Here is a 16,216-nt window from a genome sequence, read left to right on the forward strand (position 1 = left end):
AGTTTATAATATTTTTATTTTCATATTTTAGAATAAGCCAGTTTAGAGAATAGGCTACTCTTGCATCATATATAAAATATTTCTCAGGATCCAAAAAAGAAGCAACTTTAGAAAGAGATGAAATTGTTTCAAAATTTTTTTTAGAAAGCTTCTTTAGTTTTAACTCCTGCTTAAAACTGGACACTTTGCCAATATTTTTTTCCGTAGGCTTAAATCCATAAATCCCTCCCCAGTTATTAATAATCCAAAAATCTAATTTAGTGTTATTAATATTTTTTTATACTGATATCTTAGTAAATCTTTTAACACAGTGTTCTTTTTAAAAACACTATCAGCATTACTAACCTTCTCTATAATGTAAGAATCAAGCACAGATACATCTAGTTTAAAATCATAATTGAATCTTTCTTCTAAATTTATCTTTTCGCTATATGACTTTATCTTATCTATAACATTGTGCATATAAAAACCTCTTGAAGAGTACCACTAAGAATAATAATTATTGGTACTCTAATAACTAGCTGCTAAACCTTCGACGCCTCATAGATCTCTTCGATCGAATTATTGATAGTTGCAGAAAATGCTTCATCACTTTGCTGCTTACTCAAACCTTCAGTAAAAGCTCGCGAGAAGCTCGCTATCATACCTGGGTTTTGCTTCAGCTTAGCACAGGCATCGCTACGGCTATAACCACCTGACAAGGCCACGACTTTCAACACTTTTGGGTGATCAATCAGCTCTTGGTAAAATCCTGCCTCTTCAGGCAATGTCAGCTTTAGCATGACCTGCTGCTCGTCATTCAAACGATCCAGATTTTGTAGAATACTGGCTTTCAATATAACTTCGCATTCATGCTTTTGTGCACCATTGATATCCACTTCTGGCTCGACGATAGGCATCAAACCTTTTGAGAGAATCTGCTTTGCGACATCAAATTGCTGCTGTACCACCAGCTCGATACCATCGACGTTTGGCTCATAGACGACTGAGCGCATTTTGGTACCGAACACAGGATAGTTTTTTGCCTTGTCTAATAATACATCTAGGTCTGGCATTGGGCGCATGACTTGTACGCCATTCATTTGCTCAGCCAGCCCTTTATCTACTTTTAAAAATGGTACGATGTTTTTATCTTCCCATAAATAGTTTGCCGTCGGCTTGCTATTAATTTTACGATCCATGGTATCTTCGAATAAGATTGCGCCAAGGACACGCTCATTATCAAATGAATCACAAGTGATGATACGAGCGCGCATCTCATGTACCAAATCAAACATAGCCGAGTCGTCACTGTAGTCTGCACCAGTGATACCATAATTTTCTAACGCCTTTGGTGTGCTGCCGCCACTTTGATCCAGCGCTGCGATGAAGCCTGAGCTGTTTTTTATACGTTGTAATTGCTTGTCGTATTCCATTGAATGTGCATCCTGTTCTTATTTATTGAAGTTAGGCACTATTAAAAAAATGCTTTTTGCCAGACTTATGTATCGTAGCTAACCTTATCATAGGACAGTCTGTCTGCCTATATTTTCTCAGTTAAAACCTTCGTAAAATCATGACCACATTCAAGCCTTTAGGCTAAAATTGTTAAGCTAAAAACAGTAAGACCACACAGCAAACCGCTAAGAACAAGCCCAATATATTAATACGATTGAGATGTTCCTTAAATATGCCAACACCAATCAAAGTCGCTACCGCAATAACACCAACATTCATAGCCGTAAAGACGGTACTAGGAGAGTCATGCATTACTTGATGGGCCCGTACATAAGCATAAATATTGCCCATATTTAGTGTACCTAATAGCAGTCCTGCTGCAAGCGCATTTCCTTGCCAGCGCACACGGGTGATAAGCAAATAGATAAATAGCAGTAACCCAGCCAAGCCAAAACTGACAAACAACGTGAGTGCAAAGGCTGTGCCTTGTTTGGCGACCTGTTTAAACAAGATATCAATAAGACCATAGCCTGCCCACACCCCAAATAACCATAATGGCGTGCGCTTGGCTTGTTGACTAATATCAGCATATTGTGGACGATAGACCAATGCTGCTAATGCCAAAAACCCTAACAGTAATCCAAACACATGCGTACCAGTAATCATCTCACCAAACAACAGAAAAGAAGCTGTGATAGGAATAATGAGCGATAGACGCTGAGCGGCATCAGTTGCAACCATACCGACTGATTCAATAGCACGCCCAAGGATAATGAATACGGCTGGTAGCATGATACCAAGAGCAACAATAATGCCCCACGCGCTACCAAATTTAGCTAACCCGCCTACCTCTGGTTTTAGCAAAAACCAAGTCAATAGCGACGCCACAGGATAACCCGCAACGATAGTCTGGCGTATGTCTATGTTTTTTTGCCGTAATATTTTTAATAACACCGACACAGCAACACTACAGAGCACCGCTATCGTTAAATACATCATGAACGTTTACCTTTTTAGACAGCCATCTTTGCATGATTGTTGTTAATACGTTTTTGTTAGGGCGTGTTGAACATTCAAATGTGGTGCTGGCAGTGACTATTTTTTAGACAATATGCAGTGAAATTTTTGATGCCTAGTCATTCTAGGTTAAACAATTTCGCTATGTATTGGCAAAAAAGAGTACTGCCCTCCACTCGAGCATAGCTCTCGCCTTGCAAACGGGCAAAGCAGTGCTTTGCTGGATCCGTTCTCAAGGCTGATGCTAAAATGCTTCCAAACATTTTTGCAAACGTTGTTACAAGCCTAGTTAAGGTCTCGACATTATCGTCGGCTTGCGCCTAGTTTGGTGCAAATTTAGCGATCAGCAGCCCTAATATTTGAATGTTCAACACGCCCTAAATATACAAGATAAACCACTGAACGAATTTAAATCAGTAGAATGTAACAAAATATTTCCATAGCAGCAATCTATTTATTAGCTTTTATCTCGCTGAATACAAGTTGGACTGCCTCGTTCAAATTACAATTCGCATGCAGCTCTAATGGCGAATTTTGCTAAAATAGCGAGCAATCCTAATAACAAAAGTAAAGATTCAAAGTAACGAGTGACGTCGTTAATTTTGGCGTACTGCTATCGATGTTTTATGACTGCCTATGAATGCTCTATTTCGTTTTTTTGAAAACCGTCTACCCGCCTTTCCTGACACCCCAATGCCACTACCCTCACCTCGTGATGGCATGCTCAAGTTTTTGTGGGTATGTACCAATGGCTTACGTGGCTGGCTAGTACTATTTATGATTTTGTCAGCAGGTATTGGCATCTATGAAGCCATGCTGTTTGCTTGGATTGGCAATATCGTCGATTGGCTCGGTATTTATACACCGCAGACGCTATGGGTAGAAAAAGGCGACATGCTACTCTTGATGCTGGCGGTCATGATACTGAGTCCAATATGGATTGCCTTATCATCGTTTGTTCATTTTCAGACTTTGCAAGGCGTCTTCCCCATGCAAATGCGCTGGCGTTTTCATCAGCGCATGCTTGGGCAGTCGATGCAGTTTTATCAAGATGAGTTTTCAGGACGTGTCTCAGCAAAAGTGATGCAAACGGCATTGGCTGTGCGTGATACCGTCATGACGGTCACCGACATGTTCATGTATGTCTCTGTCTACTTTATCACCTCAGGCGTTATTTTATTTAACTTAGACAAGTTACTATTGATTCCTTTTATTATTTGGCTCATCTTGGTTGCCCTCAGTATTTGGTACTTTATTCCGAAGTTAAAAAACACCGCCATCGTACAAGCAGATGCTCGTGCGTTGATGGTTGGCCGCATTACCGATGCTTATGCCAATATCATGACCGTCAAACTATTTAGCCACTCACGCCGTGAGCTAGGCTATGCCAAGAACGCCATGGGGCAGTTTTTGGGTACTGTCCATGCACAGATGCGCTGGGTCAGCTATCTAGAAGTCTCGACCCATCTGATCAGTGTTATTTTAGTCAGTAGCACAGTTGGTATTGGCCTGTATTTGTGGCAACACGGTGCGGTCGGTGTGGGTGCCATTGCCGCTGCAACAGCGATGGCACTGCGCTTAAACGGTCTGACGCGATGGATTATGTGGCAAACGGCCAGTTTGTTTGAAAGTATCGGTACGGTACAGGATGGTATGCGCACATTATCAGCACCACAAACCATTATAGACCAGCCTAATGCGCCTGACTTAAACGTTACCAAGGGTCAGATTGTCTTTGACCATGTGGATTTTGGTTATGAAAGCGAGACCAATGGTGACACTGCTGACGCTCATAATTTAGGCGAAGTAAAAGAGACGACAACCTCGACCGTGAAGCTTCTTGATGATTTCTACCTAGATATCGAGCCAGGTGAAAAAATAGGCTTGGTTGGGCGCTCAGGAGCAGGTAAATCAACCTTGGTTAACTTATTATTACGCTTCTTTGATGTTGATAGCGGTAAAATCCTTATCGACGGGCAAGCCATTGATGCCGTTACCCAAGAGTCCTTACGCCAACAAATCGGTATGGTCACCCAAGACACATCCTTATTGCACCGTACTGTACGTGAAAACATTGCTTACGGTCGTCCTGATGCTAGCGATGACGAAATTATCACTGCTGCCAAGCAAGCCCAAGCATGGGATTTTATTAAAGACTTATATGATGATAAAGGCAATACTGGTCTGAACACTCAAGTGGGTGAACGTGGCGTCAAACTTTCTGGTGGTCAGCGTCAGCGTATCGCCATTTCACGTGTTATGCTAAAAAACGCACCGATATTACTGTTAGATGAAGCAACCAGCGCCCTTGATTCTGAGATTGAATTTGCGATTACCGAAAGTCTGAATGACATTATGACAGGTAAAACGGTCATCGCGATTGCTCATCGTCTCTCTACCATTGCTGCTCTCGATAGATTGGTGGTCATGGACAAAGGTAAAATTATTGAGCAAGGTAGCCATGATGAGCTATTGGCGCGGCAAGGCGTCTATGCACGACTATGGCATCGTCAAAGTGGTGGCTTCTTAGGTGAAGACAGCTAAGAAAAAACCGTTTACTCTGTTTAAAAACGACACACAAGGAAGTGTTTATCTTATGGAAGCATTTACACACCGTATTAATATCAGCGGCAAACAAGCACGCTACTACAACCTGAGCCAACTTAATTCCTCGATACAGTCAAACGCTGCCTCACGTGTGCCCGCGCATTTTTATGGTGGTAATAGTTTTACCGTTGGCACCTACAAACCTTTATTACAGGCACTATCAACTAACTTTGATATCAGCTCACTCGCCCTACGTGGCTACTGGTATGACAAGCCGCAACGCCGTCGCCTGACACGCGAACAAGATGCCGAAATGCTGATTGAATTTTTAGAAAAAACACAAAACAAACCAGTGGTAGGTATAGGCCATTCACAGGGTGCAACTGCCACTGCCATCGCCGCAGCCATGCGCCCAGATCTGTTTTCACAGTTATATTTAATAGAGCCTGTGACATTTACCAAAAGACAAGCTCGGCTATATAACCTATTGCCACGTAAGGTTCTGCTCAATCGCGAGCCTTTTAAAAGCACACTGACCAAGCAAGCTATTTGGTCAAGCATCGAAGATTATTATGAATACTTGCGCGCACAGCCTGCTTATAGGCGTATTAGCGACACACACTTGCGAGTGTTTGCCGAGCAAAGCTTGGTCAAGAATACTGATGGTACTTACATACTAATATTTGCGCCAGAGCAAGAGCTTGCCAACTATTTTGGCGCGCCTTATATTGATAGCGCACTCAAACAACTTAAATGCCCTTATACCCTCATTACTGGCAAGCCAACCTTATTTATCAATGATAAAGTGCGTAAACAATGGCGCAAGTTTGTACCTGACAGCCGCATCGTTTCTCTACTAGAATACGGACACTTATTACCGATGGAAGCACCTGACCTATGCGCTCAGATCATCCATGATTATTATCAAATCAACAAATAAGCTGGTACATGCCTGATCTTTTTTCTCCTGCACCGACTGACAACCTACTGCCTTATGATGGCAAGGTAAATGACTTAGGCATGGTTATCGAAAATACCGATGAGGTGTATCAGGCTTTATTGACTGAGCTACCGTGGAAGTCTGATGTCGTGACACTGTTTGGAAAGACCCACATCACCACTCGTCAAACCGTTTGGATGGGCGAAAGTAATACCACTTATCAATACTCTGGACAATCACATCAGGCTATTGCATGGTCCGCCACTGTGTTTCACATGAAACAATACGTTGAGCAGCAACTATCAAATATTGGTATCAACGTTGATTTTAATTGCTGCCTGCTTAACTATTATCCTTCTGGTAATGATGGTATGGGCTATCATGCCGATGATGAAAAAGAGCTGGGTGCTCAGCCAATCATCGCATCTCTATCGCTTGGTGCCACACGAAAATTTGTTTTGAAACACAAAGAAACTCAAGACAAAGTTGAGCTTCATCTTGAGTCAGGTCAGTTAATTGTCATGCATGGTGATACTCAAAAGTATTGGAAACATACCATTACCAAAACTAAAGCGGTCTCAACAGGGCGTATTAGCCTAACGTTTCGACAAATACTGTCGCTTTAGATTCAATTCGCCTTAGATTCAATATAGTCTAGAGCGTGTCTTAGCTTGCTTTTAAAACAATCTTGCCAAACGCATTGCCTTTTTGTAGCTCATGATGCGCCGCCACCACCTCTGATAATGGATAAACTTGCTGAATACGTAACGTCAGCGCACCATCTGCCACCAGTTGTAGCACTCTAGCCATATCTTCACCATTACGCTGCGATTTATAACCTGCAACTTTCAGATTTTTTTGGCTGCCAACTTCTTTGAGTTTGTCGACCCAAATCGTTGGTAACACATAAACACTACCTTCAGACTTCACAACATCAAGCGCTCGTATGCCTGCATCACCGCCAACCAAATCTAGCAGCACATCCGCCTTCAGCTCAGGAAAAGCATCGTCTTTGGTATAATCGATCCAACCTGCCAGCTTAGATATTTCTATTAATTCATCCAGCTTGGCATATTTTTCTGGTGAGCAAATAACGGTTACCTTGATATTATTGTTAGCCACTTTACCCATTAATAACTGAATCAATAAATGACCGACACCACCGGCTGGTGCATTGATCACCACATGCTCACCGTCTTTAATATTAGCAAACTCTACAAACTGTATCGCCGTTTGTCCGATACAAGGCAATGCACCTGCTTGCTCTAGTGTCACTGGTTCTGGTACTTTTGCTAGCAGAGTAGCATCGACTGCCACATACTCAGCATAACCACCGCCACTGAAGGTCAGAGCAGCAACTTGATCACCAGTACTGAAATGCTCGCTATTGCTATCAACCACAATGCCTGACACATCGAAGCCCAGTATTGCAGACTCATGGTTATCGAACTTATCTTTTTGGATAGCTGCCGCGCCCCAGCCTTTACCTTGGCGTGTCTTGTAGTCGACAGGGTTAATACCTGCATAAGCAATTTTCACCAATACTTGATCGTCAGCCAATTCTGGCATCGCTACACCATCTTGATATTGCATCACTTCAGGCGCACCAAACTCATTGATCAGCACAGCATGTTGAGCGTTTGGTCGTTGGCTATTAGACATCGTTATATATCCTTATATGTTATCGGGTGCTTTGTTACCCCAATTTTTTGATGAGTTTTATTTTATTTGACGCTTTGTTCTGTAGTGAGTTTACTATAAAACAAATACAGCGATATATTAGGGTCTATTGAACATTCAACAAACCCTAATATGGACAGCGAGGATGAAGATGTAGCGGATTTATATGGATTTGACTATATTTTACAATAGCGCCAACTCCGCACTGATTGGCAGATGATCCGACAGCGTCGACCATGGTTTTCCTGTATGCACCCAAGCATCTTTTATTCTTAGATTACGTACATAAATGCGATCTAAGCTTAGTACTGGCAACTTGGCTGGGAAGGTTGGTAACAGTTTGCCATGACAGTGTTTGAAAGCTTCTGTCATACCCAAATCATGCGCCAGTTTATCACAGGACATTTTTTTCCAGTCGTTAAAGTCACCCGCCAAAATCAAGGGCTGATCATCAGCAATCTCATGACATATATAATTAGCAATGGCCTCGTACTGCTTAATACGATCGCGCTCAAATAAATTCAAATGCGCACACAACACAACCACTGGCCTCTCCCAGCCTATTGGCTGTACTTCACAATGCAACACGCCACGCTGCTCAAGCTTATTGACGGTGATATTGACATTGTGTTTTGGATCTAAGGGAAAACGGCTCAATACTGCATTCCCATGATGGCCATTTTCATATTCGCAGTTTTTGCCATAGCTGTTTTGCAGCTGCAGATACTCACCGAACCACTCATGTTGGGACTGATCCGGATATTCATTGTATTGTAGATTGCGCTTGAGGTTCTGACCTTGCACTTCTTGCAGACACAACACGTCAGAACCCACGATATCCAGAGCTTGGGCGATGCCTTGCATTTTGACTTGGCGGTTTAATGGCGACATGCCTTTATGAATGTTATAGCTGGTTAAAATAAAAGAGTTTGTGGTTGTCATAGATTTAGTCATCATACTTAAAATAAATGGAACATTGATTATCTCGCCACCCTGATTTCAAATGCTCCCTAAATACTGTTTTTTGAGACGCTGATAACGCTGCTCGCTGCAATAACTGCTCATCAATTTTATAATCGCCACCGTAGTAGCCAGTATTATCAACAGGTAGCCCTGTTTTGGAATCACATATTGCCGAGTTACCACGGATAGCAAATTTTTGTTTACCTTCATACATGATGATTTTCATTTCGTCGTAACTGACATCACCGCGACAACCGATATAATAAGGAACGCTCACCTCAGCCACACCGTTATTATTAATGTCAGTCACTACGGCAGTTTCCTTAGTATAACGGGCAATCACATCTAAATCGCAGGGTACATAGTCATATATTTGCCATACTCGACGTGTTGCTTGATCTACGTTGTACAAATGACTGATTACTTCTCCTGCGGGACTGTCAAAAGTGGCAGCGTAATCAAGACGCTGTAACTGAACCAGATAATTGGTACCTGTAGCATCGACCCATGAACTAATAGCCACAATATCCTTATTATTCAGCTTCAATTTATTCAGCGTGGAGCTTGTTTGGTAATATTTTTGCACAGTAGCAGGTAACTGACTCCACGCCAAATGATTTATAGAGATAGTATTAATATTGGAAGCACTATAACTATAGCTAGAGCTAAGCGCGAGCATTAGTGTGACACTTAGTACTTTGATAGCCTTGCTTGTACGCTGGTTCATCATAATAAGTGCCTAATGTATAAGTTAAGAGGAATATCTTAAAAGTATGTTGAATCAAACACGCATCAATGTAAAAAAGCATTGATTCTTATTGAACCAATGCTCCCATACTATACCTATATGCCATCAATGGCTAATTCGAACACCGCTATTAATCATAGTTAGTTTTAAAACATACCCTAGCAAATTAGTAACGAGTCACCAATGCAATTGGCTGATCTTTACCCATAATAGCTTCTGGTAAAAATACAGCCTTACCACCATTATGAATGACATGCTCAATGATTTCACCCACTGCATCGTCCGTGATACCTTCGGCGGTAGCATCGTCTGTGATACTCAATGTCTGCGCGTTTTCATCGATCTTAGCGGATTGTATATAACCACGGCGGACGTAAAGTGTCTCACCCACACCTTGAAATGCGCTGCGATAGACCTCTTGTAAGTCTGTCTGCAACATATTGGCACCGCGAGCTTTGTCAATCTCTCCCATGGCTGCCTGATGTAGCGACTGTCGATAGTTTTCTACTGCCTCTTGCACACTGTCGATAATATGCTGAGCACTACCATCTTCTAACTTAGTCGCATTTGATACCGTCGCAATGATGTTGTCTGGACGGTCGCATACTTCTTTATAGTAGCCAATATTTTTGGCATCGCCGACTACCACGAGCGGCATTTTGTGCTCGCCCCACAGCTCTTGCACACTCTTATCTACTTGGTTAAAAAACTCTTTTAGATAACTGCTTTCGTTATTTGATGAGCGATCTGTTCCACCATCTCCAGTGGTATACAAGCCATTATTTTCAACAGGGAAGCGAATATTCTCCATATTGCTTTGTGCGTCATCTTCTTTATCGAATTCTCTGACGACGCGATCATTGGACGCTTCAATCAAACGCGCACCCTCACGGGTCAACACCACTGCATAATAGTGAACGGCACTTGCCATATCACGTACCAAGTCGCGAGTCGCGAAACGATGTGAAATCATAACGCGCTCAGTCGTATCGATAGGCATACGGATCACTTGCACATCGTCAGTACTAGCAAAGATAGCCAAAGTATCGAGATTGTGATTATGATTCAGCTCTTTGGTTTTTGTATAAATGTTGTCTAAAATCGAGGTCGCAGTATGCTTATCGTACTCATTCGTTAGACGCTCTTCGACTATTTTTAATTGGTTTTTTAGGGCAATCGAATCTTTTTCATTAGCGGGATGCTCACGATGAGTCTTTACAAAGATACTGACTGCTGGGTTGGCATTACTATCACGCAGACTTTTGAGAGTTGCTTTCATATATTGCTCCTTGTTTTGTTATGACTTACGTTTAACCTTATCAATGGTTCATGTACCAGTTAATAATTACCAATAGCCGTACGTCACTTCCTTTTCGACAATCTTATCGCTATTGCGTTTTTATAGTAGTGCATATTTAACAGTACATGCTTTTAAAAAGTGCTTTTAAAAAATGTTATTTTATATAGGTATTCAACATCATATAAGTACTTAACATATTGATATCTAAATATATTACATCTACATTTCTTATATAACTCATTTGATACTAACAACAAAAACCTGCTATCGACAGAGCCAACTTGCAAACAAATGATGTTCCTTTGTAAGTAGAGTTATTCTTAACATAATAAAAAATTAATAGACGACCTCATTTTGGTGGTATCACTTCTTTGCAATCTGTATGTTGAGTACCTAGGTTGTATTTTTATCAAATGAACCCATCTTTTATATAAGGCTTATACAACATCATACTTACCCAATAATAATTCATTCACTAAGACACCATACCGGATCATTCTATGTCACCTATTTCAGCAGATTTACATCTTGTCGATTTTGCGACTGCCACACCAAACAATTTGCAAGAGCAAGTTATTGCAGCTATCGACGATGCAAATGCCTTTCTAGATACAATAGCCACACCGAACAATAGCAATGATGATGCTACTGATCTAAGTGCTGAGCAAGCACTGGCAGATGTAATGGTTTTTGATCATATCAATCTGGCTCTAGATCGCAGTTGGGGTGTTTTATCGCATCTCAATAGCGTGACAAGTAATGATGAAATCCGTCATGTACATCATGAATTGCTGCCTAAACTATCGGCGTATGGCACTCGTGTAGGACAGCATCAGTCATTGTTTAGCCGCTACCAAACCATCGTGAATGATACAGATTTTTTTGTGGCACTTGAGCCTGCACGGGCCCGTGCGATCGAACTTGCGCTGCGTAGCTTTCAGCTATCGGGGGTCGCTCTACCGAAGGCTGAACAAAAAGACTTTGCCGCCATTCAAAGTAAACTATCCACGTTATCAGCGACATTTTCAGATCATATTTTGGACGCCACACAAGCGTTTGCACTGCCTTTGACAGAGAGCCAATTGGCCGGTTTGACCGAGAGTGGTCTGGCACTTTTAGCGGATGCAGGTGAGCAGTACAAGGCTCGTCAGCTTGCGAGCGGTGAACTCACACAAGCAGATATCGACAAACTACCGACGCCTTATTATGTCGCAAGCTTAAATATACCTATCTATCTCGCTATCATGACCCATGCTGATGATCGCAGTCTGCGTGAGACGCTATATCAGGCTTATGTCACTCGTGCTTCAGAGTTTGACCAGCATACCAATGCCAAAGGTGAGTCGCTCAATAACGCTGATATTATGAGTCAGATTCTACAATTACGTGAGCAGAAAGCTAAACTACTCGGCTTTAATAATTATGCCGAGGTATCACTATCGACCAAGATGGCTGATAGCGTCACGGAAGTTGAGACGTTTTTACGGGATTTGGCCACACAAGCGACACCTACTGCTAAGCAAGACTTAGCACAACTGCAACAGTATGCGAAGGATTATAATATTAATGATTTGCAACCATGGGATAGTGCTTATATCGCTGAAAAAGTAAAACAAAGCGAATTCAGCTTATCACAAGAAGAAATTCGCCCTTACTTCCCATTACCGAAAGTCATTAGTGGCTTGTTTGCTATCGTAGAACGCCTGTACGGTATCAAAGTACAGGAGCAAATCAATTACAGTAACGAACACAGTAGTAAACAAGAATCTGTGTCACGCTGGCATGATGACGTTCGTTTCTATCAACTATTTGATGCTGACGACCGCTTAATTGGTGGTTTTTACTTTGACCTATTTGCCCGTAGCGGCAAGCGCGGCGGCGCATGGATGAGTGGTTTTCAGTCGCGTTATACTTATGACGAACAAGACCACCAACAGCTACCTGTTTGCTTTATGGTAGGTAACTTCACTCCTGCACTTGCGGGCAAACCAAGCTTATTGACGCATAACGAAGTATTGACCTTATTCCATGAGTTCGGTCACGGTCTACATCATTTATTAACACAAGTAACTGTCGGTGATGTCGCTGGTGTCAATGGCGTCGAATGGGATGCCGTCGAGCTACCAAGCCAGTTTATGGAAAACTGGGCGTGGGATGCAGAAGGTATCGCGCTGATTAGTAGTCATGTCGAAACAGGTGAACCACTACCTAAAGACAAACTCGATGCCCTATTGGCTGCCAAAAACTTTCAAAGCGGTATGCAAACATTACGTCAAATCGAATTTGCTCTTTTTGATCTGCTGATGCATGCACAGACACCAGCGCCCGATTATGAGGGTATTTTAGCAACCTTAAATACCGTGCGTAGCGATATTGCCATTATGCAAACGCCTGACTATAACCGCTTTGCCAATGGTTTTAGCCACATCTTTGCAGGTGGTTACGCTGCTGGTTATTACTCTTATAAATGGGCAGAGCTACTATCTGCAGACGCTTTTAGTAAGTTTGAAGAAGAAGGTATTTTTAACCCAGCCACAGGCAAAGCTTTTCGCGAGACTATCTTATCCGTTGGCGGTAGCTTCCCAGCCAAGACTAATTTTGAAAACTTCCGTGGTCGCAGTGCTAGCATCGAGGCCCTGCTACGCCACAGTGGTTTTGATGTGGCTAAAAATACCGATACGACCAATCCCCAAATGACTAGCGAGGTCATATAAATGCGTTATCAGTCATCAAGGCCAAAACGGCGTTTTTTAGCAGGTGTTCGCTGTCCAAAATGCCAGGCGATGGATGCGGTGGTGCAAGTGAATATCGTTGATCCAGAGCCTGACGAATATATTGAATGTACACAATGTGGACATACAGAGCATCGCCCTGACCCTGACGCTATCAGTGCTAAGAATCATCTCGAAGATCAGCTGATTCACGATGCGATGAGCACAGGCACTAGCGGCACCGTCAAATTTAAATCCTAAACATGTGCTGATTTTCAACGTCAAGTTAAAATAGCTAAAAGCCTATCTATTGATAGATAGGCTTTTTATTTTGAGTTTGCTATAGTATATACAATTACATTTCTGACATAAATCGACAACAGTATGAAAAATCCAAATATGCGTCCTTTGCCCACAAAATCACTAAAAGAAAATGCTAGCAAACCATGGAAAAAATGGTTATTAGTTTTAGTATTGGCAACCATACTTATTGGTTATTTGATTTGGAAAGTAGCTTTGTCTAATACCAACCAACCTTTTCCTGTCACGAAACAGATTGAAGCAACGCAGCCTGTTTCTACGCCACTCGATAGTGCAGCGAGTGACTCGGGTAATGAAACTCCAGAAGTAGAGGACAGTAGCGATGCTTCTTCTTTAAATGGTGATGTGCTTACCCCTGAAACCATCTTAAATGCGCCATTACCAGAAAGTGATAGCTTGGCTAAAGAAGAGATAGATCGTTTAGATGACGAGCTTAAGCGTCTGACTGAACAAGAAAAACTTGCCGCTGAACAACTGGCTATGAACAAACAGTTGGCTGAAATGAAGGAAGAGCAGATTGCACTGGTTGAACAACAGTTAGCACAATTAGAGGCGGGTGATACCGTTAAAACCGCAACAGAATAAAATCATAGCTATGTAAAAGGGATGGCAATGGCAACTCTACAACTGACCCACGCCCCTATTCTAAATAGCAGCGCACAGCTACTTATCCTGCCCGTTAATACAGCGGGCATCCTGCTAGATCCTGTACTCACAAGAGCTAAAACGTTATTTCCTGATAATTATCAACGTTACTATCGTGCGTGCCGTGATGGTAATCTAAGCGTCGGTAGTTGCCTGCTTCACAAACGCTCTCGTGAGCAAGCAGGACTGGGTATCAGCAGTAATGGTAATCAACCCAGTTATATTGCCAATCTTATTATATCGGATCACCCTTATCATCCAGCACGCGCACGTTGGCTAGAAGAAGCATTGACTGATTGTCAGCAACAGCTTATCCCATTGATACGCTACCAAGGTATCCGTCGGATTGCTCTCCTTGCACGTCCGCTTATATATAATAATGCAAGGGACAATATGACTGACAAACTCAATGCAGAAAACTCAGTCCCTCTAGATTGGGTTACTGATATTTTGCCATTACTGACTGAACGACTACAAGCATTGCCCAAGCTGCGAATCGATATACATCTACCCAAAAGCGTTGAAATCTAAGACCAAATAAAATAATGACAAGGCAGAGTACAGCCTTTGATATTCAAAAAACATTACTCTAATAATGACTTCAATGCTATGCTGAATCCTACATTCTCTGCCTGAGAGTGCATGATTATTTATCATAAAGGATAAGGATACCCTATGAAAGTTCTTAGAACCCCTGATGAACGCTTTGCAAACTTGCCCGATTACAACTTTGCGCCGCACTATACAATGGTAGATGACGGTGAAGGTGGCGAGCTTCGTGTACATTATCTTGATGAAGGTCCAAAAGATGCCGATCCAGTTTTACTACTACATGGTGAGCCTTCTTGGTGCTATCTATATCGTAAAGTAATACCAATACTGACAGCAGCAGGACACCGCGTCATTGCACCAGATCTCCCTGGATTTGGGCGCTCAGACAAACCTGCTGCCCGTACTGACTACACTTACCAGCGTCATGTTGACTGGATGCAATCAGTACTTGATCAATTAGATCTGACGAATATCACCTTGTTTTGTCAAGATTGGGGTGGCCTAATTGGTTTACGTCTCGTGGCAGAAAACCCAGACAGATTTACTCGAGTAGCAGCTGGCAATACCATGCTCCCCACTGGTGATCACGATCCAGGAGAAAGCTTCCGAAAATGGCAGCAGTTCTCACAGGACACTCCGACGTTTCATGTCGGTAGTATCATTAATAGTGGTACCACAACCGAACTATCACAAGCAGTCATTGCTGCTTACAATGCACCGTTCCCTGATGAATCTTATAAAGAGGGAGCAAGGCAGTTTCCCATATTAGTCCCTACCACACCTGATGATCCCGCTTCAGAAAATAACCGTGCGGCTTGGGGGCAGCTCACCAAATGGACGAAGCCTTTTATTACGCTGTTTAGCGACTCTGATCCTGTCACTGGTGGTGGAGATCAAATCATGCAAAAGCTGATTCCCGGTACTCAAGGTCAAGCACACACAATCATTGCGAATGGTGGTCACTTCCTACAAGAGGACCAAGGTGAAAAGCTGGCTGAGCTGCTGATTGCATTTATCAACGACACCCCTAAGCGCTAAGTGCAAGACTAGTGCGTGTCTTCAATTCACTCGATAGTCATCTCAATGGGCTAAAAATGGCTGAGTCTTGCCAAACATCGTCAAATAGCTGGTTAATATCCCTATATTATCAGCGCTATTTTCCTTGTTTGACGGCAATTTATCTCATTTTTATCACCATTTTTGAAATGAAGACACGCCCTAGCCACTTATTTTTAGTCATTTATTTATTCAGGTGTAATGGACAAAATTCATGCTAGCGTAGAGTCTAACGCTATATACTGTCTATATTTGCAAGGAATCAACGCTATGAATCAAAAAACTGCCCTTTTTGTAGT

The 16,216-nt window shown here is 42.3% G+C and carries 14 protein-coding genes and 1 pseudogene; 8 read left to right on the forward strand and 7 right to left on the reverse strand.

All coding sequences use genetic code 11. From position 1 onward, the window contains the following. The 3 genes and pseudogenes from ACT3SX_RS09175 to ACT3SX_RS09185 all read right to left on the reverse strand — a co-directional run. Nucleotides 1-184 (reverse strand): annotated as a pseudogene (locus ACT3SX_RS09175) (hypothetical protein); the annotation flags it as partial. A gap of 340 nt (nt 185-524) precedes the next feature. Continuing rightward, nucleotides 525-1,415, reverse strand: coding sequence for a fructose bisphosphate aldolase (locus ACT3SX_RS09180; RefSeq protein ID WP_442073900.1), 891 nt, complete (start codon nt 1,413-1,415; stop codon nt 525-527). Nucleotides 1,416-1,587: 172 nt separating this feature from the next. Next, nucleotides 1,588-2,436, reverse strand: a complete 849-nt coding sequence (locus ACT3SX_RS09185; RefSeq protein ID WP_192518327.1) for an EamA family transporter — start codon at nt 2,434-2,436, stop codon at nt 1,588-1,590. Between the two features lie 654 nt (nt 2,437-3,090). Here ACT3SX_RS09185 and ACT3SX_RS09190 point away from each other — a divergent pair. Genes ACT3SX_RS09190 through ACT3SX_RS09200 form a run of 3 tightly spaced genes read left to right on the forward strand, consistent with a single transcriptional unit; the run spans nt 3,091 to nt 6,567 of the window. After that, nucleotides 3,091-4,998 (forward strand): ABC transporter ATP-binding protein, encoded by a 1,908-nt coding sequence (locus ACT3SX_RS09190; RefSeq protein WP_442069984.1) that lies wholly within the window; start codon nt 3,091-3,093, stop codon nt 4,996-4,998. 52 nt (nt 4,999-5,050) lie between these two features. Beyond that, complete coding sequence (locus tag ACT3SX_RS09195) at nt 5,051-5,941, forward strand: alpha/beta fold hydrolase (RefSeq protein ID WP_192518329.1); 891 nt, start codon at nt 5,051-5,053, stop codon at nt 5,939-5,941. 8 nt (nt 5,942-5,949) lie between these two features. Continuing rightward, the gene (locus ACT3SX_RS09200; RefSeq protein ID WP_442069982.1) at nt 5,950-6,567 is read left to right on the forward strand and encodes an alpha-ketoglutarate-dependent dioxygenase AlkB family protein; all 618 of its coding nucleotides are present in this window, start codon (nt 5,950-5,952) and stop codon (nt 6,565-6,567) included. Nucleotides 6,568-6,607: 40 nt separating this feature from the next. Here the strand turns inward: ACT3SX_RS09200 and ACT3SX_RS09205 are convergent, their stop codons facing one another. From ACT3SX_RS09205 to ACT3SX_RS09220, 4 genes are all read right to left on the reverse strand, one after another. Continuing rightward, the gene (locus ACT3SX_RS09205; protein WP_442069980.1) at nt 6,608-7,603 is read right to left on the reverse strand and encodes an NADP-dependent oxidoreductase; all 996 of its coding nucleotides are present in this window, start codon (nt 7,601-7,603) and stop codon (nt 6,608-6,610) included. A gap of 201 nt (nt 7,604-7,804) precedes the next feature. After that, the gene (locus tag ACT3SX_RS09210; RefSeq protein WP_442063120.1) at nt 7,805-8,563 is read right to left on the reverse strand and encodes an endonuclease/exonuclease/phosphatase family protein; all 759 of its coding nucleotides are present in this window, start codon (nt 8,561-8,563) and stop codon (nt 7,805-7,807) included. A gap of 4 nt (nt 8,564-8,567) precedes the next feature. After that, nucleotides 8,568-9,314 carry a M949_RS01915 family surface polysaccharide biosynthesis protein gene (locus ACT3SX_RS09215; protein ID WP_442063122.1) on the reverse strand — a complete coding sequence of 249 codons (747 nt, stop codon included), beginning with the start codon at nt 9,312-9,314 and terminating at the stop codon, nt 8,568-8,570. A gap of 184 nt (nt 9,315-9,498) precedes the next feature. Further along, a complete protein-coding gene (locus tag ACT3SX_RS09220) occupies nt 9,499-10,611 on the reverse strand; it encodes an AOC03_06830 family ribosome hibernation factor (protein WP_442063124.1) in 1,113 nt (370 codons plus the stop codon). 521 nt (nt 10,612-11,132) lie between these two features. Here ACT3SX_RS09220 and ACT3SX_RS09225 point away from each other — a divergent pair. The 5 genes from ACT3SX_RS09225 (at nt 11,133) to ACT3SX_RS09245 (ending at nt 15,899) form a co-directional block, all read left to right on the forward strand. Next, nucleotides 11,133-13,346, forward strand: a complete 2,214-nt coding sequence (locus ACT3SX_RS09225) for a M3 family metallopeptidase (RefSeq protein WP_442063126.1) — start codon at nt 11,133-11,135, stop codon at nt 13,344-13,346. Next, entirely contained in the window at nt 13,347-13,604 is a 258-nt protein-coding gene (locus ACT3SX_RS09230; protein ID WP_192992526.1) for a YheV family putative zinc ribbon protein, read from the forward strand. Nucleotides 13,605-13,727: 123 nt separating this feature from the next. Then, nucleotides 13,728-14,249 carry a hypothetical protein gene (locus ACT3SX_RS09235; RefSeq protein WP_442063128.1) on the forward strand — a complete coding sequence of 174 codons (522 nt, stop codon included), beginning with the start codon at nt 13,728-13,730 and terminating at the stop codon, nt 14,247-14,249. 27 nt (nt 14,250-14,276) lie between these two features. Further along, on the forward strand, nt 14,277-14,840 hold the full coding sequence (locus ACT3SX_RS09240; protein WP_192518338.1) for a hypothetical protein: 564 nt from the start codon (nt 14,277-14,279) through the stop codon (nt 14,838-14,840). 144 nt (nt 14,841-14,984) lie between these two features. Next, on the forward strand, nt 14,985-15,899 hold the full coding sequence (locus tag ACT3SX_RS09245) for a haloalkane dehalogenase (protein ID WP_442063130.1): 915 nt from the start codon (nt 14,985-14,987) through the stop codon (nt 15,897-15,899). Nucleotides 15,900-16,216 lie beyond the last annotated feature (317 nt).

Origin of the sequence: Psychrobacter sp. AOP31-B2-9 (genome assembly GCF_052378005.1) — a bacterium.
Taxonomy (GTDB): domain Bacteria; phylum Pseudomonadota; class Gammaproteobacteria; order Pseudomonadales; family Moraxellaceae; genus Psychrobacter.